At 68.7% G+C, this 21,306-nt stretch carries 21 protein-coding genes; 11 read left to right on the forward strand and 10 right to left on the reverse strand.

Annotation, left to right across the window (positions count from 1 at the left end):
• Positions 1–34: 34 nt before the first annotated feature.
• Complete coding sequence (locus AORI_RS77190; protein WP_016337507.1) at positions 35–1,186, forward strand: citrate synthase 2; 1,152 nt, start codon at positions 35–37, stop codon at positions 1,184–1,186.
• A gap of 51 nt (positions 1,187–1,237) precedes the next feature.
• Here AORI_RS77190 and AORI_RS77195 read toward each other — a convergent pair whose 3' ends face one another.
• Genes AORI_RS77195 through AORI_RS77205 form a run of 3 tightly spaced genes read right to left on the reverse strand, consistent with a single transcriptional unit; the run spans position 1,238 to position 5,073 of the window.
• On the reverse strand, positions 1,238–1,828 hold the full coding sequence (locus AORI_RS77195; RefSeq protein ID WP_043848412.1) for a TetR/AcrR family transcriptional regulator: 591 nt from the start codon (positions 1,826–1,828) through the stop codon (positions 1,238–1,240).
• Positions 1,829–1,845: 17 nt separating this feature from the next.
• A complete protein-coding gene (locus AORI_RS77200; protein WP_043848413.1) occupies positions 1,846–3,537 on the reverse strand; it encodes an SDR family oxidoreductase in 1,692 nt (563 codons plus the stop codon).
• A gap of 36 nt (positions 3,538–3,573) precedes the next feature.
• Positions 3,574–5,073: an MFS transporter gene (locus AORI_RS77205; RefSeq protein WP_016337510.1), complete on the reverse strand. Its 1,500-nt coding sequence runs from the start codon at positions 5,071–5,073 to the stop codon at positions 3,574–3,576.
• A 168-nt stretch (positions 5,074–5,241) separates the two neighbouring features.
• Between AORI_RS77205 and AORI_RS77210 the strand changes: the two genes are divergently transcribed.
• The 8 genes from AORI_RS77210 (at position 5,242) to AORI_RS77245 (ending at position 12,432) form a co-directional block, all read left to right on the forward strand.
• Positions 5,242–5,838, forward strand: a complete 597-nt coding sequence (locus tag AORI_RS77210) for a TetR/AcrR family transcriptional regulator (RefSeq protein ID WP_016337511.1) — start codon at positions 5,242–5,244, stop codon at positions 5,836–5,838.
• A gap of 48 nt (positions 5,839–5,886) precedes the next feature.
• Entirely contained in the window at positions 5,887–6,579 is a 693-nt protein-coding gene (locus tag AORI_RS77215; protein WP_016337512.1) for a type IV toxin-antitoxin system AbiEi family antitoxin domain-containing protein, read from the forward strand.
• Positions 6,470–7,570, forward strand: coding sequence for a nucleotidyl transferase AbiEii/AbiGii toxin family protein (locus tag AORI_RS77220; RefSeq protein ID WP_228688253.1), 1,101 nt, complete (start codon positions 6,470–6,472; stop codon positions 7,568–7,570). Before AORI_RS77215 ends, AORI_RS77220 begins: the two co-directional genes overlap by 110 nt.
• An 84-nt stretch (positions 7,571–7,654) precedes the next feature.
• Positions 7,655–8,494, forward strand: a complete 840-nt coding sequence (locus AORI_RS77225; RefSeq protein ID WP_123798667.1) for an ABC transporter ATP-binding protein — start codon at positions 7,655–7,657, stop codon at positions 8,492–8,494.
• Positions 8,491–9,303: an ABC transporter permease gene (locus AORI_RS77230; protein WP_016337515.1), complete on the forward strand. Its 813-nt coding sequence runs from the start codon at positions 8,491–8,493 to the stop codon at positions 9,301–9,303. Before AORI_RS77225 ends, AORI_RS77230 begins: the two co-directional genes overlap by 4 nt.
• Positions 9,300–10,454, forward strand: coding sequence for a sensor histidine kinase (locus AORI_RS77235; protein WP_016337516.1), 1,155 nt, complete (start codon positions 9,300–9,302; stop codon positions 10,452–10,454). Before AORI_RS77230 ends, AORI_RS77235 begins: the two co-directional genes overlap by 4 nt.
• Positions 10,451–11,071, forward strand: coding sequence for a response regulator (locus tag AORI_RS77240; RefSeq protein ID WP_016337517.1), 621 nt, complete (start codon positions 10,451–10,453; stop codon positions 11,069–11,071). Before AORI_RS77235 ends, AORI_RS77240 begins: the two co-directional genes overlap by 4 nt.
• 14 nt (positions 11,072–11,085) lie before the next feature.
• Positions 11,086–12,432 (forward strand): serine hydrolase domain-containing protein, encoded by a 1,347-nt coding sequence (locus AORI_RS77245; protein ID WP_016337518.1) that lies wholly within the window; start codon positions 11,086–11,088, stop codon positions 12,430–12,432.
• Here the strand turns inward: AORI_RS77245 and AORI_RS77250 are convergent.
• Both AORI_RS77250 and AORI_RS77255 read right to left on the reverse strand, forming a co-directional pair.
• On the reverse strand, positions 12,429–12,893 hold the full coding sequence (locus AORI_RS77250; protein ID WP_016337519.1) for a hypothetical protein: 465 nt from the start codon (positions 12,891–12,893) through the stop codon (positions 12,429–12,431). The genes AORI_RS77245 and AORI_RS77250 overlap by 4 nt on opposite strands.
• Positions 12,893–13,210, reverse strand: coding sequence for a hypothetical protein (locus AORI_RS77255; protein WP_016337520.1), 318 nt, complete (start codon positions 13,208–13,210; stop codon positions 12,893–12,895). The genes AORI_RS77250 and AORI_RS77255 overlap by 1 nt, the downstream gene beginning before the upstream one ends.
• A gap of 116 nt (positions 13,211–13,326) precedes the next feature.
• Here AORI_RS77255 and serC point away from each other — a divergent pair, with 116 nt between their 5' ends.
• A complete protein-coding gene (gene serC / locus AORI_RS77260; protein WP_016337521.1) occupies positions 13,327–14,454 on the forward strand; it encodes a phosphoserine transaminase in 1,128 nt (375 codons plus the stop codon).
• Here the strand turns inward: serC and AORI_RS77265 are convergent.
• The 5 genes from AORI_RS77265 to AORI_RS77285 form a co-directional block, all read right to left on the reverse strand.
• Positions 14,451–15,653 carry a glycosyltransferase 87 family protein gene (locus AORI_RS77265; protein ID WP_016337522.1) on the reverse strand — a complete coding sequence of 401 codons (1,203 nt, stop codon included), beginning with the start codon at positions 15,651–15,653 and terminating at the stop codon, positions 14,451–14,453. The two genes, serC and AORI_RS77265, sit on opposite strands and share 4 nt — an antisense overlap.
• An 80-nt stretch (positions 15,654–15,733) precedes the next feature.
• A complete protein-coding gene (locus AORI_RS77270; RefSeq protein WP_016337523.1) occupies positions 15,734–16,948 on the reverse strand; it encodes an ABC transporter permease in 1,215 nt (404 codons plus the stop codon).
• A complete protein-coding gene (locus AORI_RS77275) occupies positions 16,945–17,631 on the reverse strand; it encodes an ABC transporter ATP-binding protein (RefSeq protein ID WP_007033339.1) in 687 nt (228 codons plus the stop codon). Before AORI_RS77275 ends, AORI_RS77270 begins: the two co-directional genes overlap by 4 nt.
• On the reverse strand, positions 17,628–18,728 hold the full coding sequence (locus AORI_RS77280) for a peptidoglycan-binding protein (protein ID WP_016337524.1): 1,101 nt from the start codon (positions 18,726–18,728) through the stop codon (positions 17,628–17,630). Before AORI_RS77280 ends, AORI_RS77275 begins: the two co-directional genes overlap by 4 nt.
• Positions 18,725–19,270, reverse strand: a complete 546-nt coding sequence (locus AORI_RS77285; RefSeq protein ID WP_016337525.1) for a hypothetical protein — start codon at positions 19,268–19,270, stop codon at positions 18,725–18,727. Before AORI_RS77285 ends, AORI_RS77280 begins: the two co-directional genes overlap by 4 nt.
• A 230-nt stretch (positions 19,271–19,500) precedes the next feature.
• Here AORI_RS77285 and AORI_RS77290 point away from each other — a divergent pair, with 230 nt between their 5' ends.
• The gene (locus AORI_RS77290; RefSeq protein WP_016337526.1) at positions 19,501–21,303 is read left to right on the forward strand and encodes an alpha-L-fucosidase; all 1,803 of its coding nucleotides are present in this window, start codon (positions 19,501–19,503) and stop codon (positions 21,301–21,303) included.
• The last annotated feature ends 3 nt before the right edge of the window (positions 21,304–21,306 follow it).

The following is a 21,306-nucleotide window of genomic DNA, read 5'->3' on the forward strand; positions in this document are numbered from 1 at the left end:
AGCCGGGGAATGCGCATCGAAAGGTTTCACCACAGTGAGTACCTCCACGATCAGCACCAATCAGCCGTCCGAGCAGGTCGACGACGGTTTCCGACCGGGTCTCGAAGGCGTGGTCGCCTTCAAGACCGAAATCGCCGAGCCCGACCGTGACGGCGGCGCGCTGCGTTATCGCGGTGTCGACATCGAGGATCTCGCCGGCAAGGTGACCTTCGGTGACGTCTGGGGTCTTCTCGTCGACAGCCGTTTCGGCCATGGGCTACCGCCCGCCGAGCCGTTCCCGCTGCCGGTGCACACCGGTGACGTCCGCGTCGACGTCCAGGCCGCGCTGGCCATGCTCGCCCCCATCTGGGGCTACCGGCCGCTGCTGGACATCACCGACGACGAGGCGCGCGACCAGCTGGCCCGCGCCTCGGTGATGGCGCTTTCGTACGTCGCCCAGTCCGCTCGCGGCATCGGGCAGCCCGCCGTCCCGCAGACCCGGGTCGACGAGGCGAAGTCGATCACCGAACGCTTCATGGTCCGCTGGCGCGGCGAGCCCGACCCGGCCCACGTCAAGGCCATCGACGCCTACTGGGTGTCGGCCGCCGAGCACGGTCTCAACGCCTCGACCTTCACCGCCCGGGTGATCGCCTCGACCGGCGCCGACGTCGCCGCGGCGCTGTCCGGCGCGATCGGCGCGATGTCCGGCCCGCTGCACGGCGGCGCGCCGGCGCGGGTGCTGCCGATGATCGAAGAGGTCGAGAAGACCGGTGACGCGGTCGGCCTGGTGAAGGGCATCCTGGACCGCAAGGAACGGATGATGGGCTTCGGGCACCGCGTGTACCGCGCGGAGGACCCGCGGGCGCGTGTGCTGCGCCGGACCTGCCAGGAGCTCGGCGCGTCGCGCTACGAGGCGGCCGCGGAGCTGGAGCAGGTGGCGCTGAAGGAGCTGCGCGAGCGGCGTCCGGACCACCCGATCGAGACCAACGTCGAGTTCTGGGCGGCCGTGATCCTGGACTTCGCCCAGGTGCCGCCGCACATGATGCCCGCGATGTTCAGCTCGGCACGCACCGCGGGCTGGGCCGCGCACATCCTGGAGCAGAAGAAGACCGGCCGCCTCGTGCGCCCGTCGGCCAAGTACGTCGGGCCGGAGCCGCGGAAGCCGGAAGACGTCGAAGGCTGGGACCTGGTGGTCAAGCAGTCCTGACGCGCGCTATGAACGGTCCGTTCCTTGCAAAATTTGCAAGGAACGGACCGTTCATAGCATCTGCGGGACCGAAGAATCGTGCGCCGCGGTCGTCGAGAGCATCGCCGTCAGCTGATCGACCAGCCACCCGTCCAGCGCCTCGCGCGGCACGGAACGCTCCTGCAGCCAGCTCAGCAGGGCGCCCTCCACCACCGCGGTCCAGCACCGCAAGGTCAGCAGGAGCATAGGCGAAGGCTCCGACACCCCCAGCGCGCCGAGGATGAGCTCGACGGCGCGGTTGCGGACCTCGTCGATCGCCGCGTCCGTCTCCGAAGTCGCGATCACCGAGCCGCTGCGCAACAGCGCGACATACCCCGCCCGGTAGTGGTCGGCGACGTCGATCAGCCCGCGGACGGCGGCCCGCAGCCGGGTTTCGGGCGGGCCTTCCTCAAGCCCGGCGAGGCCGTCGATGAGCCCTTCGGTGACCGTTTTCAGCGCCTCGACCTGCAGTTCCCGCAGGCTCGAGAAGTACCGGTAGAACAGCGGCCGGGAGACCTCGGCGCGGGCGATGATGTCGTCGACCGTGACGAGTTCGGGCGCGCGCGAGCCGAACAGGTCCAGCGCGGCGCGGATCAGGTCCTCTCGGCGCGCTTCCGGCGACATCCGGCGCGGACGTCCGGTCACGGGGTGACGTCCAGTTTCGCCGCGGCCCGCAGCAGTCCGGGGGTGAGCCGGGAGAGGACGAGCGCGGCCTTGGCCTCCGGCGTCGACGGCTGGATCGCCTTGTCCTTCTCGACGGCGCGCAGGATGTCGCGCGCGACCTTCTCCGGGCCGAAGCCGCGCTTCGCGTACAGCTTGCTGCTCGACTTCTGGCGCCGCTTCTGCTCGATGTCGTCGACGCCGACGAAACGGGTGGTGCTGGTGATGTTCGTGTTCACGATGCCGGGACAGATCGCGGTGACGCCGATGTTCTCGGCCGCGAGTTCCGCCCGCAGGCAGATGCTCAAGGTCAGCACGGCGGATTTCGTGGTGGCGTAGGCGGAAAGGATCTTCGACGGCAGGTACGCGGCGGCCGAGGCGACGTTGACGATCTGGCCGCCTTCCGCCCGTTCCCGCATCTGCTCGGCGAAGACGCGGCAGCCGTGGATGACGCCCCACAGGTTCACGTCGATGAGGCGTTCCCAGTCTTTGACCGTCGTGTCGAGGAACGGTCCGGAAAGGCCGATCCCCGCGTTGTTGATGACGATGTCCGGGACGCCGAACTCTTCTTTGACCCGCTGAGCGAACTTCTCCACCGCTTCGGCGTCGGAAGAGTCCACTGTGTACTCGCCGACGGTCACACCCCTGTCCCGCAGCAATTTCGCGGTGTCGGCGGCGGCGGAGCCGTTGATGTCGGTGATGACGACGTCCGCGCCCCTCTCCGCGAACGCGAGCGCCGTCGCGCGGCCGATCCCGCTGCCGGCGCCGGTGATCACGACGAGCTTGTGCGCGAAGCCTTTCGTCCTGGCCTGTTTGAGCGCACGGCTCTCCTCACCGCCTTCGACGTGGTCGATCAGCTCGGCGGTGGCGTCGGCGATCACCTGCGGCTTCTCGCGGACCACCCAGTGCGTGCCGACGATGCGGCGGATCCGGAGGTCCGGCGCCCAGCGCTCGATCTCGGTCTGCAGCGGCGTCGTGACGAACTTGTCGCCGGTGGGCGCGAGCACCTGCACCGGGATCTCGGCAGGCCGCGGCCTCGGCCGGGAAAGGCGCGTGAACATGTTGGCGCGGTAGAGGTTGAGGCCGTACAGGCCGTCCGAAGTGGACGGAGTGGCGGCCGCCGGATCCATCCGGCCGATCAGCGCGCCCATCGCGCCGGTGCGCCAGAGCACCTGCGGGATCAGGGGAATCTGGAAGCCGAGGATGTACGTCGAATGCGCCCACTGGACGAGCGCGTTCTTCAGCCGTTTCGGGCTCGGGCGCACCTGCGCGCGGAACCACGCGCCCGCGTGGTCGAGGCTCGGCCCGGAGATCGAGGTGAACGACGCGAGCCGTCCTCGGAGCCTGTCCCCGGTGACCGAATGCCAGGTCTGGATGGAGCCCCAGTCGTGCGCGAGCAGGTGGACCATGCCCTCGGGCTGGACCTCGTCGACGATCGCGGCGAGGTCTTCGGACAGCTGGTCCAGTTTGTAGGACGCGCGTCCAGAAGGCTTGTCCGAGCGGCCCGCGCCGCGAACGTCGTAGACGACCACCCGGTAGCGGCGTTCCAGCAGGGCGGCGATGCCGTCCCACATGGAGCCGTTGTCCGGATAGCCGTGGACGAGCACCACCGTGGGCGCGTCGTCGACGCCGGTCACCCGGACCGAAAGGCGGACACCGTCGCTGGCCGTCACCCACTTGTGAGACATAGTGTCATGTTAGACAACTTGTCAATAAGGCCGCTTTTTGAAGAGCGCGCGGCCGAAGGTCCACGCGGTGTCGATCACGAGGACAAAGGTCCAGATACGCCCGAGGTTCAACAGCCAGTGACCACTGGAGTTCCAGTACCAGTCGGCCGGGTGAGAGCCGCCGAACAAGGCTTCGACGGGCCAGCTGTGGCCGGCGACAGCCAGCGCCACCTGCGCGACGATGTAGACCCCGGCGTGGATGGCCCAGTTCCGGAGCGGATTCGCGCGCTTGTTCGCCTCCTCCGTCACCGATTCGGCCGCTTGTGGACGGTCCTCGATCGTGCGGGGTACCGGCTTTTCCTTTTGTGACACCGTTTTTCGTGGTTCCACGGGAAACTCCGCAACTCCGACACGCCGTACGGCGGCACGAACCACGAACGATCCGAAGAGCAGGAGCCCCGCCGCGCCGAAGCAGGCGACCCGCCATCCGGCGTCCGAGCCGTAGAGCTGTCCCGCGAGAAAGGTTCCGGCCGTCGCTCCGAGTAGCGTCGCGCTCTCGTAGATCCCCATCGCCCGGCCGAGGCTCAGCCCGGCCGCCTCGGCGACCACCGCCTGCTCGACCGGGATGGCCGCCGCGAACGCCGCCGCGGACAGAACCCACATGACCGCGAGCACCGGCGGGCTCGGCGCGAAGGACAGCCCGGCGGCGAAGATCGCGCTCGCCACCATCGCCAGCGCGAGCACCCGCGTCCGGCCGACCTTCCGGACGAAACCGTGCAGGTAGTCCGGCAGCAGGCTGTACACGATGAAACCGGGGATGAAGACCGCCGCGATCTCGCCGAGTTGGAGCTGATGCCCGCGTTGCAGGTGCATCAGGAGCAACAGGGCGACGCCGGCCTCGGCCATCGCGGTCAACGCGACGAGCGCGAGCATCGGGCGCATTCTCTTGCCCAGTTGCAGCAGCCGTGGCGCGTCCTCCTCGCGTACCTGCACGGACTTCGTGCCCAGCAGGACCACCGCGGCCACCGCACAGGCCGCCGCGCCGAGCCAGAAAACGCCCCGGTAGTCGATCCAGGCGATCGCGGTCAGCGCGACCACGAAGGCGATCCACGTGCCGCCGCCCTCGGCCGCGAACAGCTTGCTGAACGCGCCGTCGTCCGCCGCGAGCCCCTCCCCGACCCGTGCCCGCAACGCGACCCAGAACAGCGCGCCACCCGCGCCGCCGAGAACCGCGGCCAGATAGGCGACCCCGATGCCCGGCGTCACCGCGTATACCACAAAGGACAGTCCATAGAGGACCGCACCGACGGCCGCGATCCGCCCCCGGTCGAACCGGTCCGCGAGCGAACCCGCGATCGGCCGGACCACGAACGACACCAACGTCTCCAGCGCGGTCAACGCCCCGACCTCGGCGGCCGACGCGCCGAGCTGGCTCCCCACCCACAGCGGCAGGAGGAAATCGAGCACCTCCGCCGGACCTTTGGTCAGCGCGGCGGCGAGCTGGTTCTCCTCGGCGCGTTTCTTGTGTGCTACCTCGTCCACCCCAGTCCCCCTTGTTCGGATACGACTGTATTCTATAAAGTGGCGGCCAGGCAAGGCGTCGGGTGCCCAGTCGGTCCAGGTGGGTCGTGAGTGGCGTTTCGGGTTCTAACCCGAAACGCCACTCACGACCCACCTGACCGACCCGCCACAGGAGAGGAAGATGCATCCGTGCCGAAGATCGTGGACCGCGCCGAACGCCGCCGGGAGATCGCCGGCGCCCTCCTGCGCATCGTCGCGCGCGAAGGCGTCGAGGCCGTCAGCGTGCGCTCGGTCGCCGTCGAAGCCGGGGTGTCCGCGGGCGCGGTCCAGAAGTACTTCTCCACCAAGGAAGACCTGTTCCGCTTCGCTCTCGACATGACGAGCGAGTTCCTGGAACAACGCTGGGAAACCCTCGATCAGTCCGGCGACCTGCTGGATCTGCTGCTGCGCCTGCTTTTCGAGGCGATGCCGCTCGACGAGCAGCGCCGCGCGGAGGTGATCGTCATCAACGCCTTCACCGCCCGCGCCGCCGTCCGGCCGTCCTGGGCCGAGTTCATCCGCACCGGCTACGACGAGCTCGCGGAAATCACGACGCAGTACATCTCGAAAGCGCAGGCGGAGGGCCACGTCCGGGACGACCTCGCGGCGAGCGACCTGGCCGATGCCGTCCTCGCCCTGTCGGACGGCTTCGCGAACCGGATGCTCACCGCCGCCGACCCCGCCGCTCTCCTTCCGTCCCTCGAAACCTCCGTGCGCACCCTCCTGACTCCGTCAGTGCAGCGTTAGTTACGTCTGCATGTAACTAACGCTGTCAATCGATGTAAACTTCGCTGTATGAAGACGAGTGACGCACTGCTGCGGTTGAGTGCGTTCACCAGTGCTCAGTGGGGCATGGTCACGTCACGGCAGGCCAAGGGTGCCGGCGTCGACGGCGTCACACTGCATCGCTTGGAGAAGGTCGGACACTTCGACCGTGTCCGTCACGGCGTCTACGCGGCGACGACCGCCGTCGTGACCGAAGCCAGGCACGAGCAGGCGGTCTGGCTGATGCTCAACGCCGCCGAACCGGCGTGGAAGCGTCCGCTTCTCGACCCGGACGGAGGAGTGATCTCCCACGGGTCGGCCGCTCGATTGCATGGGCTCGGCGAGCTCGTCGACGACCAGGTGGTTCTGACCACGCCACGCCGTCGCACCAGCCGAGACCCCAACGTGCGTCTCATGACCGCGAGACTGCTCGAAGACGACGTGACGACGATCGACGGACTTCCCGTCACCACGGCCTTGCGCACCATCCTCGACCTGCTGGACCAGCGCACCGACGGCAGCCATATCGCCACGATCATCCAAGAAGCGGCGAAGGCGAACCTCGTCAGTATCGATGTCTTGGAAAAGCGCATCGGCCCCTACGCCTTGCGTTATGGCGTACGTCGCCCCGGAGACGGCGAAGCGTTGCTCGATCGACTACTCGCCGAGATCGGCGATTCGGTCCCACGTCGCGCCCAGCGTCCGGCTCCGCTGCGGCCTTAGACCTTGCGTGGCGGCAAATCCAGGCCGCGACACCATCTCCATCGAGTTCGCGCTGTCGCACGACGATGAAGAAATGGCCTCGCAGCACCCGAGAACACCGCGCAGTTATCTCGATTCCCAGAAGAACAGAGCGGAGCGAACCGGCGCTTCCACCGGCGAACTATTGCAGTTGCATTTCCATCGACGTTTGATCGCGCGGGTCTTCCACGGCGACGAGGCCGCGAACTGGGTACTGAAGGGCGGCCAAGCCCTTCTGGTTCGTTGGCCTTCCGCGCGCTACTCCACCGACATCGACCTGCTCTCCGTGGAGAACACGACCGACGCCGCCGTCGACGCGCTCAAGACGGCGGCCAGGCTGCGTCTCGACGATCACATCTGGTTCTCCCATCTCGGCACCTCCGGTCAAACGCATGTCGAACGCCCGACCCGCAAGGTGTCCTTCATGGCGATGTTCGAAAACGCGCCACTCAATCACCGGGTCCGCGTGGACGTCGTCACCTCCGGGCACCTGCCACGCGGCCCCATCATCACCGAGCCTTTGGAGCCTCCGTTCACCAGCGATTGCGCCCCTTGGCCGGAAGCCAGGATGTTCCCGATCGAAGACCACGTCGCCGAAAAGATCTGCGCGATGTACGAGCGTCATCAGGTCGGCGGGCACCCGTCGACCCGCTATAAGGATCTCGTCGACCTCGCCCTGTTCGCGTTGAATTCACCCATGCCGGGCAAGGAGACCCACGAGATCCTGCACGACGAGATCGCCCGCCGCCGCGGACGCGGAATGGTGGTGGTTCCACCCACCAGGTTCGAGGCCCCCGATCCTCGTTCCTGGAAAGGCGGCTATCGCAAAGCCGCCCAAGGCGTCCGCGCCCTGCCCGCCGAATTCCGGACACTCGAAGGTGTGCGTGATCTCGCGGACGCCTTCATCACTCCGCTTCTCCGGACCACTCCTCCGCCGGGGTGGTGGGCCCCCGGAGGACGGGCCTGGCGGTGACACCGGTGTCCATCGATCGGTTGACAGCCGGGTTCAGTCCAGCGGTCGTCCCGGGACAGCGGACCACTGAAGCACGATCGACGGATGAACACAGCGGTGAAAGTGCGTGGCCTGCGCAAGGAGTACCCGGGCCACACGGCCGTCGGGGGAATCGACCTCGATATCGAGCAAGGCGAGGTGTTCGCGCTGCTCGGCCCCAACGGCGCGGGCAAGACGACGACGGTCGAGATCCTGGAGGGCCATCGCAAAAGAACAAAAGGCGAGGTCGACGTCCTCGGCGAGGATCCCGGCACGGCTGGCCGGGCCTGGCGGGCGAGGCTCGGGATCGTGTTGCAGACGGCCAACGACGCCGCCGAGCTCACCGTCGCCGAGACCGTCCGGCACTTCGCCCGCTACTACCCGAACCCTCGTGACACCGAGGAAGTGATCGAGAAGGTCGGCTTGACCGAAAAGGCAGGCGCCCGCGTCAAAAGCCTTTCCGGCGGGCAACGGCGTCGCGTGGACGTCGCGCTCGGGATCATCGGGCGGCCCGAGCTGGTGTTCCTCGACGAGCCCACGACCGGATTCGATCCGGCGGCCCGGCGCCAGTTCTGGGAGCTGATCAGGAGTCTCGCCCGCGAAGGCACCACGATCCTGCTCACCACCCACTATCTCGACGAGGCCGAAGCGCTGGCCGATCGCGTCGCGGTCATCACGCGCGGGGCGATCGTCGCCGAGGGGACGCCGCAGACGCTCGGCGGCCGCGCCACCGCGGAGGCCACCGTCCGCTGGACCGACGAGCGCGGCTGCCACCAGGAGCGCACCCACTTCCCGGCCAAGCTGATCCGCGAACTCTCCGCCGACGGTCGCGAGCCCTCCGAGCTGACCGTCCACCGCCCCACCCTCGAAGACACCTACCTCGACCTGATCGGAGAAGCCCGATGAGCACCTTGACCCTCCCGGGCACCTTCTCGCTCGGTCTCGTCCGCGGTGCCGCGGAGATAAAACAGTTCTTCCGCATCCGCGAGCAGGTGATCTTCACCTTCGCCTTCCCGTCCCTGCTGATGATCCTGCTCGGCTCGATGCTGAACTCCTCGATGCCCGGTATGGCGATCACCACCGGGCAGGTGCTGGCCGCGGGCATGATCGGCTCCGGCATCGTCTCGACGTCGTTCACCAGCATCGGGATCAACCTCGCGTCCGACCGCGAGCTCGGCGCGCTGAAACGGCTGCGTGGCACACCGATGCCCGCCGCGTCCTACTTCATCGGCAAGATCATCCTGATCGGCTTCACCAGCATCGCCCAGGTGGTGCTGATGTCGATCGTGGGCAGCCTGCTGTTCGACCTGGAACTGCCCACCGATCCGGTGAAACTGCTGACCGCCGCCTGGGTCTTCCTGCTCGGCATCACCAGCTGCACGCTGCTGGGGATCGCGCTCGGCTCGGTCACCAGGACGGTCAGCGGCGCGGTCGCCGTGGCCAATCTGATCTACATCGCGCTGCAGTTCATCTCCGGGGTGTTCGTCACGCCGATCACCGAGCTGCCGAAGGTTATGGTCGACATCGCTTCGTTCTTCCCGGTGAAGTGGATCTGCCAGGGCTTCCGCTCGGTGTTCCTGCCGGCCGAGGCCGCGAGTCAGGAAATGGCGGGAACATGGGAACTACCGATGGTGGCACTGGTGCTGACGGCGTGGTGCGCCGCGGGGCTGCTGCTGGCGAAACTGACGTTCCGCTGGTCGAACGAAGGCAAGTGAACGCCTGGGAGCGGTTCTACTGGCTGTGGGAGGTCCTCTTCGGGGTCACCTTCGTCGCGACGACGGCGCTGGTACTCCTCGAAGACGGGACGACGACGAACAAGACGGTCGCGCTCCTGTGCCTGGCCGGACTCGGCCTCACCTACCTGGTCCAGGGTCGTCGTCTCATCAAAGGGCCCGAGTACGAGCACACACCGTGGCTGTTCGCCGGGATGATGATGCTCTTCACGCTGGGCGCGGTCTTCGCCTCGGGCAATTCCAGCTTCGTCCTCTTCCTGGTCTGCCCCGTGCTGTACATGACGATGCCGACGAAGGCGGCGTCGATCCTCACCACAGTGGCGGTGCTGTCGAGCCCGGCATCGCTGCTCGTCCGGGGCGGGCTCGACGAGCAACCGGTCCTCTTGCCGATGACGGCGATCCTGATCGTCTTCAGCCTCCTCGCCGGCCGCTACACCACCCGGATCATCGAGCAGAGCAAGAGCAGGGCCGCGCTGATCGACCAGCTGCGAGCCAGTCAGGCGGAGGTTTCCCGCCTCTCGCGCGAGGCGGGGACGGCCGCCGAACGCGAACGCATGGCCCGCGAGATCCACGACACGCTCGCGCAGGGTTTCACCAGCATCGTCACGCTCACCCAGGCCATCGAGTCCGAAATGGACACCGATCCGAAGGCGGCCCGCCGCCACCTGGAGCTCGCGGCGCGGACGGCGCGGGAGAACCTGGCCGAGGCGCGGGCGATGGTCGCGGCGCAGGGGCCATCGGCGCTCGCCGCCGCTTCGCTGGAGGAAGCCTTGCGCCGTCAGGTGGAACGGCTGACCGAGGAGACCGGGATCGAGGCGTCGATCGAGGCCGACGGCCCGCTTCCCGCGCTCCCGATGTCCACGGAGGTCGTCCTCCTGCGAGCGGCGCAGGAGGCGCTGAGCAACATCCGCAAGCACTCCCGCGCCACCCGCGTCTCGCTCCGTCTGTCCGTTGTGGACGGACGTATCCGGCTCGGCGTCACGGACGACGGCATCGGCTTCGACCCCGCCGCGCCCACCGGTGGCTTCGGTCTGGCGGGGATGCGCACGCGCACCGATCAGGTCGGTGGCATCGTGACGCTGAAGAGCGAACCCGGGGCGGGGACGACACTGGAACTGGAGGTGCCCGCGTGATCACGATCATGCTGGTCGACGATCACCCCGTGGTGCGGGAAGGCCTGCGCGGCATGCTGGAGGCCGAGCCGGATCTGAGCGTCGTCGGGGAAGCGGGTTCCGGTGACGAGGCCGTCGCGCTGAGCCGGGTCAAGCAGCCGGACGTGATCCTGATGGACCTGCGGATGCCCGGTCTCGACGGCGTCGGCGCGACGCGGAAGATCCTCGCCGACCGGCCGGGTCAGCGGATCGTCGTGCTCACCACCTACGAGACGGACGCGGACATCCTGCGCGCGGTCGAAGCGGGAGCCTCCGGCTACCTGTTGAAGGACGCTTCGCGCGCGGAGCTCGCCGGTGCGATTCGTGCCGCGTCGCGCGGCGAGACGGTCTTGGCGCCTTCGGTCGCCGGGAAGCTGGTGAACCGGGTACGCAACCCGACGGCGCCGCCCTTGTCGGCACGCGAGATCGAGGTGCTCCGGCTGGTGGCGCGGGGAAGCACGAACGCCGACATCGGCCGCACGCTCCACATCAGCGAGGCGACGGTCAAGACCCATCTGCTGCGCGTGTTCGGGAAACTGGACGTTTCGGACCGCACGGCCGCTGTGACCACCGCTATGCGACTGGGGCTGCTCGGGTAGGCAGAATGCGTCCCATGCTTGCCACGACCGAAATGGCGCTGCTTCGCCGCCTCGCGCACGAGCAATCCTCGTGCCGCACCCCGTCCATCGTCGCCGCCGTCGTCCGCGACGGGGAACTCGCCTGGTCCGGAGGGCGCGGACGCGTCGGCGGCGAGACACCGGGCGCCGACACGCAGTACCGGCTCGGGTCGATCACCAAGACACTCGTCGCGACGGCCGTCATGCGGCTGCGCGACGAAGGCAAGCTCGACCTCAACGACCCGCTGGAGCAGCACCTGCCCGGCACCTCGTTCGGTTCGGCCACCATCGCCCAGCTGCTGTCGCACACCTCGGGCCTGACCGCGGAATCGCCCGGTTCCTGGTGGGAGCGCACCGTGGGCGCGGACTGGGACGCGCTCGTCGAGAGCCTCAAGGACGGCGCGACGCGGCTGCGGCCGGGCAGCCGGTTCCACTACAGCAACGTCGGCTACGGCGTGCTCGGCGAGCTGGTCGCCCGGCACCGGGGGCAGTCGTGGCTCGACGTCGTCCGCGCCGAGATCCTCGGCCCGCTCGGCATGACCCGGACCTCGCCGCATCCGGAAGGCGCGCACGCGGACGGGTTCGCCGTGCATCCCTTCGCCGATCTCCTCATGCCGGAGCCGTCGCCGGACGCGGGCGCGATGGCCCCCGCCGGCCAGCTGTGGTCGACGGCCACCGACCTCGCCCGCTGGACGGCGTTCCTCGGCGGGCACACCGGCGGCGTGCTGAGCGAGCAGACCGTCGCGGAGATGCGCGAAATGGTCACCGTGGACGACGGCGACACCTGGACCACCGGGTTCGGTCTCGGTGTCATGCTGGTCCGCACGGAGGGCAGGCGGCTGGCCGGGCACACCGGATCGATGCCGGGCTTCCTCGCCTGCTCGCTGGTCGACGCGAACGCGGGCATCGGCGCGCTGGTGCTGACGAACTCGACGGCGGGCGTCGGCATCACGCAGCTGTGCCTCGACCTGATGAACCTGACCGAACAGCACGAGCCGTCCATGCCCGCCGAGTGGCAACCGTCCACTGTGGACCCGAAGCTGCTGGAGCTGACCGGGTTGTGGCACTGGGGGCCGACGCCGTACCACCTGCGGCTGCTTCCTGGTGGTTTGTTCTCCCTCGCGCCGACCGACGGCCCCGGCCGCGCGTCGCGGTTCGCGCCGGTGGGCGAGGACACCTGGGTCGGTCTCGACGCCTACTACGCGGGCGAAACGCTGCGGGTCGGCCGGGATTCGGCGGGCAAGCCGAACCATCTCGACCTCGCGACGTTCATCTTCTCGCGCACCCCGTTCGACCCGGCCGCACCCATCCCTGGCGGCGTCGATCCCGAGGGCTGGCGCTAGCGGAAGCGGACGGCGGCGGTCGTGAACTCGCGGCCGCCGTCGGCGCACACCAGGACGTCGCCGTAGTGGGCGTCGCCGACGACCCACATCCGGCGCGGGCCGCGCAGCGACTCGGCGAGTTCGTCAGGACAGTCCTCGATGCCGAACTTCGCCGGGGCACCCTCGATCACCACCCACCCGCGCGTGGTCCCGGCGTCCGGATCCAGTGTGGCGGTGGCCAGCGCCCAAGGACCGAAAACGACGTCGAGGACGCCTTCACGGCGCCGGATCGTGAACCGCAGCGCCGCCCACCGCCGGCGGACCGGCACGCCGGGAACGAACACGAGCACGAGCGTCGCCACGAAACCGAGCGGTGCGCCGATCGCCGCCGTCTCGTCCCACTCGGCGAAGACCGTGTGGACGACGAACACGAGGAAGTACAGGAACAGGAAACCCCATCTGGGTCTCCACGGTTCGGGCATCAGGCCGCCGGGGTGTGCCCGACCGCCGCGCCGACGGCCGCGATGAACTTGCGGGCGATGCGCTTGCCCTCGCCCCAGTCGACGAAGCCGAACTTCAGGCTCGTCTGGATCGCCAGCCCGGAGCCCTCCGTCGTCCGCTCCACCTTCACGGTGACCGTCTGGCCGTAGCTGAAGAGGCCCATGCTGGTGGAGAAGGTGACGTAGCCCGCGGCCGCGTCGTAGAAAGGGTTCTTCCCCTTGACCGCCGTGACCCCGTTCGGAAGGGCCTGCCACAACGCCTCGGGGGCCAGGGGGAATCGCTCGTGCACTGTCGCCATGAGGCGAGAAGCTACCCGTGCGCCGGGCACCGGCGGGAGCGAGTTGTTCGATCCCACATATCGGACACGCGACACCGACTATCAGCAGGGTCATCCCGACCTGAGAGACTGGGCACATGACCGACGCACCTGAGTTGACCCTCCCCGCGGACCTGAAGCCTGCCGATGGCCGCTTCGGCTGCGGACCGTCCAAGGTCCGTGACGAGCAGCTCGCCAACCTGGCGAAATCCGGTGCCACCTACCTCGGCACCTCGCACCGTCAGAAGCCGGTGAAGTCCCTCGTCGGCCGCGTGCGTGCGGGTCTGTCCGAATTGTTCTCCCTGCCCGAAGGCTACGAAGTGGTCCTCGGCAACGGCGGGACGACCGCATTCTGGGACGCCGCCGCGTTCGGGCTCGTGCGGGAACGTGCGCAGCACTTCACCTACGGCGAGTTCTCCTCGAAGTTCGCCACGGTGACCAAGGGCGCCCCCTTCCTCGCCGACCCGATCGTCGTCAAGGCCGACCCGGGCAGCGCGCCCGAGATCGCCTACGAGGCCGGTGCCGACCTGGTCGGCTGGGCGCACAACGAGACCTCGACCGGTGTCGCGGTGCCGGTCCGTCGCCCCGAAGGCAGCGAAGGCGCCCTCGTCGCCATCGACGCCACCTCCGGCGCGGGCGGCCTGCCGGTCAAGGCCGAGGACTTCGACGTCTACTACTTCGCGCCCCAGAAGTCCTTCGCCTCCGACGGTGGCCTCTGGATCGCGCTGGCTTCGCCCGCGGCCGTCGAGCGCATCGGCGAGATCGGCGCGAGCGACCGCTGGATCCCCGAGTTCCTGTCGCTGACCACGGCGCTCGACAACTCGCGCAAGGACCAGACGTACAACACCCCGGCGGTGTCGACGCTGTTCCTGCTGGCCGACCAGATCGAGTGGATGAACTCGAACGGCGGCCTCGAGTGGACGACCTCGCGGACCCGCGACTCGTCGACCCGGCTGTACGAATGGGCAGAGAAGACCGGCTACACGACGCCGTTCGTCAGCGACCCGTCGCTGCGCTCGCAGGTCGTCGGCACCATCGACTTCGCCGACGAGGTGGACGCCGCCGCGGTGGCGAAGGTGCTGCGCGCCAACGGGATCGTCGACACCGAGCCGTACCGGAAGCTGGGCCGCAACCAGCTGCGCGTCGGCCTGTTCCCGGCCATCGACCCGGACGACATCACGAAGCTGACCCAGAGCATCGAGTACGTCGTCGAGCGCCTGGGCTAGGACTCTTTTCGCGCGTGAAGGCCCCCTTCCCTCGGCTGAGCCGAGGGAAGGGGGCCTTCACGCGCTATCAGGGCGAAGAAGAGCAGCAGGACCAGGCCGTGCAGCACGTAAGACTCCGTCGCCAGCCACCAGCCGAAGTTCCCGGCGGGCCGCGGCGCGAGCCACATCGGCGCGATCACGAACAGCGCCACCGTCACGGCCGCGAGCACGTAGGAAACGACCGAACGCGCCCAGATCAGCAGCGCGAGGATCGGCACGCACCAGATCCAGTGATGCGTCCAAGAAACCGGCGACACCAGCAGCCCGCCGACGGCGCACGCGGTGAGCGCGAATACCGGCTCCGCGACGCGCACGATCACGAACGCGGTCAGCGCGACCACGACGATCGACGCCAGCACCCAGACGACGTCTTCCGCAGAGCCGAAACCGAACCGCGCGAGCATCCCGCGCAGGGACTGATTGCCGACGTAACCGCGATCGCCGATACGGCCGGTGTCGAACAGGATGTCCGTCCAGAACCGCGCCGACGCGCCGGGCGCGGCCAGGAACATCAGCAGGCCCGCGCCGAGGAAACCCGCCACCACCCGGGCGGCGGAGCGGAAGTCCTTGCGAAACAAGAAGAACAGGATGAAGAAGGCAGGCGTCAGCTTGATCGCCGCGGCGACGCCGATCAGCAGGCCCTTCGTGCGCGCGCGGCCCGGCAGGAGGGCGTCGAGGACGACGAGCAGCATCAGCAGCGTGTTCACCTGGCCGAAGCCGAGCGTCGAGCGGACCGGTTCCATGATCCCGCCGACGGCCTGTGCCCCGATCGCCGCCAGGGCGGCGATGGCGCGGCCACGGACGTTCGCACGATCGGTGAGCGAACCGTTGAGGGTCGCGACGAAGAGATAGACGACGATCCCGCCCGCGATGATCGACGCCAGCCCCACCAGTCGCGTGGCCAGCGCGGCCGACAGGAGCGTGCCGGGCAGGAACACCGCCGCCGCGAACGGCGTGTAGGTGAAGGGCAGCCAGCCGCCGTGCGTCTGCACCCACGCGCCGTACGGGTCGCCGGAGTCGACGAGCAGCCGCGCGCCGCCGATGTAGACCTCGAGGTCCTGGCCGTCGAACACCTTGAGCGTGAACAGCACGCCGACCACGACGGCTTCGAGCGCGAGCAACGCCCCCGCGAGTTTCCGCCCCGACAATCCCACCAGCACCCGGCGAGATTACCCACCGCCACTCCGCGTTCAGTCCTCTGGATGCGGTGGGCCACCGCATCCAGAGGACGAAACGCGAGCTAGGCGAGGGCCTGGGTCGGGGGCAGGCGCGCCGCGCGCATAGCCGGGTAGGCACCGGCGACGGCACCGACCAGTGCCGAGATCCCGACCCCGCCGAGCAGGGCGCCGACGGGCAGCACCGCCGGCCAGCCCTGGCTCAGCGCGTACCCCGACGTCACCAGCACCCCGACCAGGACCCCGGCGATCCCGCCGAGCCCGGACAACAGCACCGACTCGGCCAGGAACTGCCCTCTCACCTGCCGCTTCGTCGCGCCGAGCGCCCGGCGGAGACCGATCTCCCGGCGCCGTTCCAGCACCGAGATCACCATCGTGTTGGCCACTCCGACGCCGCCGACCAGCAGCGCCACCCCGCCGAGCCCGAGGAACAGCGCGCTGTAGGTGTTCTCCGTCAGCTTCTGCGCCTCCAGTGCCTCCGACGGACGACGGACGTCGACCTCGTTCGGCGCCTGCGGGTTCATCGTCTGCGCGAGCACCGACCGCACGTTTTCGACCTGCGAATCCTTCGCCCGCACGTACACGGTCGTCGGGTGGCCCTTGAAGTCGAGGAGCCGTTTGGCCGCGTCCCAGCCGACCAGCACCGAACGCTCGATCTCGGGCGCCAGCGGCGTCGGCCCGAGGATCCCGCCGACGGTGAACCACTTCCCGGCGATGTACACCTGCGGCGGTTTCGCCGGGTCGATGTGGTCGATCCCGAGCCGCGCGGCCGCGACCGAACCGAGCACGACGACCGGATAGTCGCGGGTGGCGTCCCGGAGGAACTGCCCGTCGCGGACGGCGCCGCCGATGACGTCGAGAAGATCCGGCGTCGCCGCGTAGACGCCGAGGCCGGACGTCTCGTCCTTGTCGATCTTGTCCGTGCGCCGCACGGTGCCGCCGGTGGTCCCGGTCGCGGACGCCGCCGTGACCGGCGCGATCCGCTTCGCCATCGGCACCGCGCTGTCCGGCAGGGTCGCGTCGCCGCCGAACAGCGTCTTGCCCGGGCCCGCCGTGAGCAGGTTGGTGCCCAGCGCGGCCAGCTGGTCTTGCAACGCCTTCGCGCCCGAAGCCGGGATCGCGAGCACCGCCACCATCGCCGCGATCCCGATCCCGATGCCGAGCGCGGACAGCACCGCCCGCATCGGCCGCGTCCGCATCCCGTGCGCGCCGAGGTTCAGCACGTCACGCGGGCCGAGCCGGGCCGGATCCGGCGTCTTGTCGAGAACGGGCGCGCTCACACCAGCACCCCCGTCCCGGTGTCGAGCCGGATCCGGCCGTCCCGCAGCTCGATGCGCCGCGGGATACCCGCCGCGATCTCCCGGTCGTGCGTGATGATCACGACCGTCGTCCCCTGCGAACTCAACGTGGCCAGCAGGTTGAGGATCGCCGCGCCGTTGCCCGTGTCGAGGTTCCCGGTCGGCTCGTCGGCCAGCAGGATCGACGGCGAGTTGACGACCGCCCGCGCGATCGCCACCCGCTGCCGTTCCCCGCCGGAGAGCTCGTTCGGGAAATGCCCCGCCCGATGCGCGAGCCCGACGCGGTCGAGCGCGGCCAGCGCCCGCTCGCGGCGTTTCCGCCGCGGCACCCCCGCGTACAGCAGCCCCGTCGCGACGTTGTCGACCGCGCTCACCCCCTCGCTGAGGAAGAACTGCTGGAACACGAACCCGATCCACCGCGACCGCAACGCCGAAAGCTTGCGGTCGGGCAGTTTCGCCACGTCGTGCCCGCGCAGTTCGATGACGCCGCTGGTCGGCCGGTCGAGCGTGCCCATCAGCTGCAGCAGCGTCGACTTGCCGGAACCGGACGGACCGAGGATGGCGACCATCTCCCTGTCCTCAATGGACAGTGTCACCTCGTGCAGGGCGCGCACGCCGCCGGGATAGGTGCGCGAGGCGTTGCGCACGGCCAGCACCGGGGTCATGACGTCGTCACCACCCGCATCCCGGCGGCGAGACCGGTACCGGTGACTTCGACGCGTCCATTGGAGAACAGGCCGGTCTTCACCGCGATGAGACGCCGCTTGCCGCCTTCGTCGACCTCGACGGCGTACCCGCCCTCGGCGAGCGCGAGCAGCGCCCCGACCGGGACCGCCAGCACTCCACTGTGCACTTCCTTGGTGAACCGCACGGAAACCGGTGTCGAATCGAGCGATCCCGCCGCGGCCGGATCGTCCAGCTTGATCTTCACCTTGATCTTCGGCTTGCCGTCGTCCTGCCCGGCGCCGTCCTTGCCGTTCTCCGCGACCTTGCCGACCTCGCCGATCACGCCGGTCGTGGTCTTGCCGCCGGTGATGTCGACGCCGACCTTGTCCCCCGCCTTCGCGATGGCCTGTTTGCCGGCGTCGAGTTTGACCTCGACGACGCGCTCGGTGCCGGTGTACTTCAGCAGTTCGCCGCCGCCGGGGCCGCCGAGTTGCGCGGCGAGCTGCGAAACCCGGATCTCACCGGACGCGAGGACGACGTCGCCCTGCCCGAACGCGCCGGTCTGCTCCAGGCCCAGCGACTTCTGCCATTTCTTGATCGCGGCCGCGGTGGCGGAGGTGAACTTCTTGTCGGGCGTGCCGAAACCGCCGAAACCGAGCGCCTTCAGGTTCTCTTCCAGCTGCTTGACGTCCGGACCGTCCGCGGCCCCGTCGGCGAGGTCGCGGAAGAACGGCAGCGTGCCGTAGAACAGCGGGACGGGTTTGGCGTCGACGCCGTACACGGCCTTGCCGCGAGTGAGCACCGCGCCCGCGTCCGGCAGGGAGGTGACGGTGCCCTGTTTCCGGCCGGCGAGGGAGCTTTCCTCGCCATAGCCCAGCTTCCCGTTCGCCTCCTCTTCCTCCTGCAGGTCGGTTTTCTCGACCTTCGCGGTCTCGACCGGCGGCGGCGCCTGCCCGACCTGCTGGGCCTCGGAGGCCACCCTGGTCAGCACGACCACGGACATCGTCCCGACCACGACGACGAGGACCGCCGCGATGATGAACCAGCGCGCCCGGCGCGACCGCCGTGCGCCGCCGGGTCCTTCGTGTTCGCTCATTTCGCCGGGGCCGCCCTCATGGTCATGCCGAGACCGCAGGCCTTCGCCGCTTCTTCGAACTTCTTGGGGTCGCCACCCGCGTCCAGCGTCATGGCGGCGCCCTTTCCGCTGGGATCGGGGTCCGGGAAGTCGATGCCGTGCTCACGCATGCACTTGGCTTCCTTGCGCATCTTGTCGAGCTCTTCCGGCGAAGGGGGCTTGATCTCGCCACCGTTCGGCAGCAGCTTCTTGCACGCCTCGCTCGCGGCGTTCATCTTCTTCTCGTCCGGCATGTCACGCGCGTCGAAGGTGACCGCGTCCTGCCCGCTGCCGTCCGGTTTGGGCTCCGGCATCTCGATCCCGTGCTCACGCATGCATTTCCGGTAAGTGCGGAACTTCTCCTCGTCGGACACGTTGTCCGCCTGCTTACCGTCGCCCGTGCCGGCGGCGGGCGGGGAAGAGATCGAGGCGACCTTGTCGCCGCCGTCCCCGCCACCACCGCAACCGGCCACGAGCGCGAAGACCGCTCCGGCGATCAGTACCGCCATGGGTCGTTTCCGCATCGCTGCTCCTTCGGTCGTCTTGGCGCCCCGATTTCTACGGAGCGAGCGATTCCGGGGCGGTAAGCGATGTTGCTTATGCAGCGCTTATCGTCCCGGTCAGCGGGACAGAGATCGGATCTTTCTGCCGTCTTTACGGGTGAACTAGCACTTCCATGGGCCTTCTGGGGGTTCACATCCGACCTCTGGCTTCTTAAAGTCCCCGACGTCCACACCTCAGCGAGGAGGAGTGCATGAATCGCCGCAAGCCACTCCGGGCCCTGGCGGCCCTCGTCATCGCGACCACCGCTCTGGGCGTCGTGCCCGCCGCGGAAGCCGCGCCACTCCCGTCCGACCACGCCCACGACGACCCGTTCACCGCCGACCGGACGCGCTGGTGGCGCGACGACCGCTTCGGCCAGTTCATCCACTTCGGCGCGTACTCACAGCTCCAGGGGAAGTACACCCGCCCCGATGGAAGCGTTTGCCAGGACGCCGAATGGATCCAGCGGAACTGCCAGATCCCGCGCGCCGAATACGAGCAGATCGCCGCGAAGTTCAACCCCGCCGGTTTCGACGCGGACGCCATCGCGCAGTCGGCGAAGGACGCCGGGCAGAAGTACGTGGTGATCACGTCGAAGCACCACGAGGGCTATGCGATGTGGCCGACAAAGGTCAACAAGTTCAATCTCCGCGACCATTCGGCGTTCGACAAGAAGCGTGACATCCTCGCCGAACTGAAGCGCGCGACGGCCGCGCGCGACGTCAAACTCGGCTTCTACTACTCGATCTGGGATTGGCACGACCCGGACTTCCCGGACCCCGCGACGTTCCCGAAGTACAAGGAGCGGATGTACGCCCAGCTCAAGGAACTCGTGGACGACTACCACCCGGCGGTGCTGTGGTTCGACGGCGAATGGAGCACCGACCGGCCCAACAACCCTTGGACGGAAAGGGACGGCGAGGAGCTGGAGGCCTACGTCCGCAGCCTCGATCCGTCCATTGTGGTCAACAACCGCGTCGGCAAACGCCGGGTGGTCGACGGCGACACGGGAACGCCCGAACAGGAGATCCCGGACAAGCCGGTCGACGGGCAGCTGTGGGAATCGTGCATGACCCTCAACGGCAGCTGGGGATACACCGAATGGGACCACAACTGGAAGTCCTCGGCGGATTTGACCAGGAAACTGCTTTCGATCGCCGGGCGCAGCGGGAACTTCCTGCTCAACGTCGGCCCTGATCGCGACGGCCGGGTTCCGCGGGAATCCATCGACAGGCTGAAGCAGATGGGCCAGTGGTTGCGAACGAACGGCCAGTCCGCCGCCGTCTACGGGGCGGGTGCGCCTGGGCTGGTCGCCGAACCAGGCTGGGGTGTCGTCAGCCGTCGCGGCGACAAGCTCTACGCGTCGGTGTTCGACTGGCCCGCTTCGGGCGGTTCTCTGGCACTCGACACGTTGGCGCCTTTCCGGGTCCGCGACGCGCGAGTGCTCGGCAGCCGTCAGCACGTGCGGGTCGAGCAGTCGCCCGGGAGCGTGAAGCTCACGCCGTCCGGCGGCCGGACGAACGACATCGCGACCGTCATCGAGCTGAGTGTCGACCCGTTGCCGCAGGCGCCCGCCGGACGCGGGACCGGGCTGACCACCGAGTACTGGCCGAACGCGGATTTCACCGGGACGCCGACGGTGCGCCGGGTCGAGCCGGGCGTGAACCACAACTGGAAGTTCACCGGCTCACCCGACGCGAAGATCCCGGCGGAGACCTTCTCGTCGCGCTGGACCGGGCAGGTCACCGCGCGCGACACCGGGAAGTACACGTTCACCACGGTCTCGGACGACACCGTGCGGCTGTGGGTCGACGGGAAACTCCTGATCGACAACACCACACCCCACGGGCCGAGTGTCGACAAAGCGACTCTCGACCTGGTGGCCGATCGGTCGTACGCGATCCGGCTCGAACACACCGAACGCGGCGGGGAGGCGTCGATGAAGCTGCTGTGGTCGAGCCCGAACACTCCGCAGCAGGTGATCCCGGCGCGGCAGTTGCACCCGGCCGGCTGAGCG

The organism is Amycolatopsis keratiniphila (genome assembly GCF_000400635.2).
Classification (GTDB): Bacteria; Actinomycetota; Actinomycetes; order Mycobacteriales; family Pseudonocardiaceae; genus Amycolatopsis; species Amycolatopsis keratiniphila.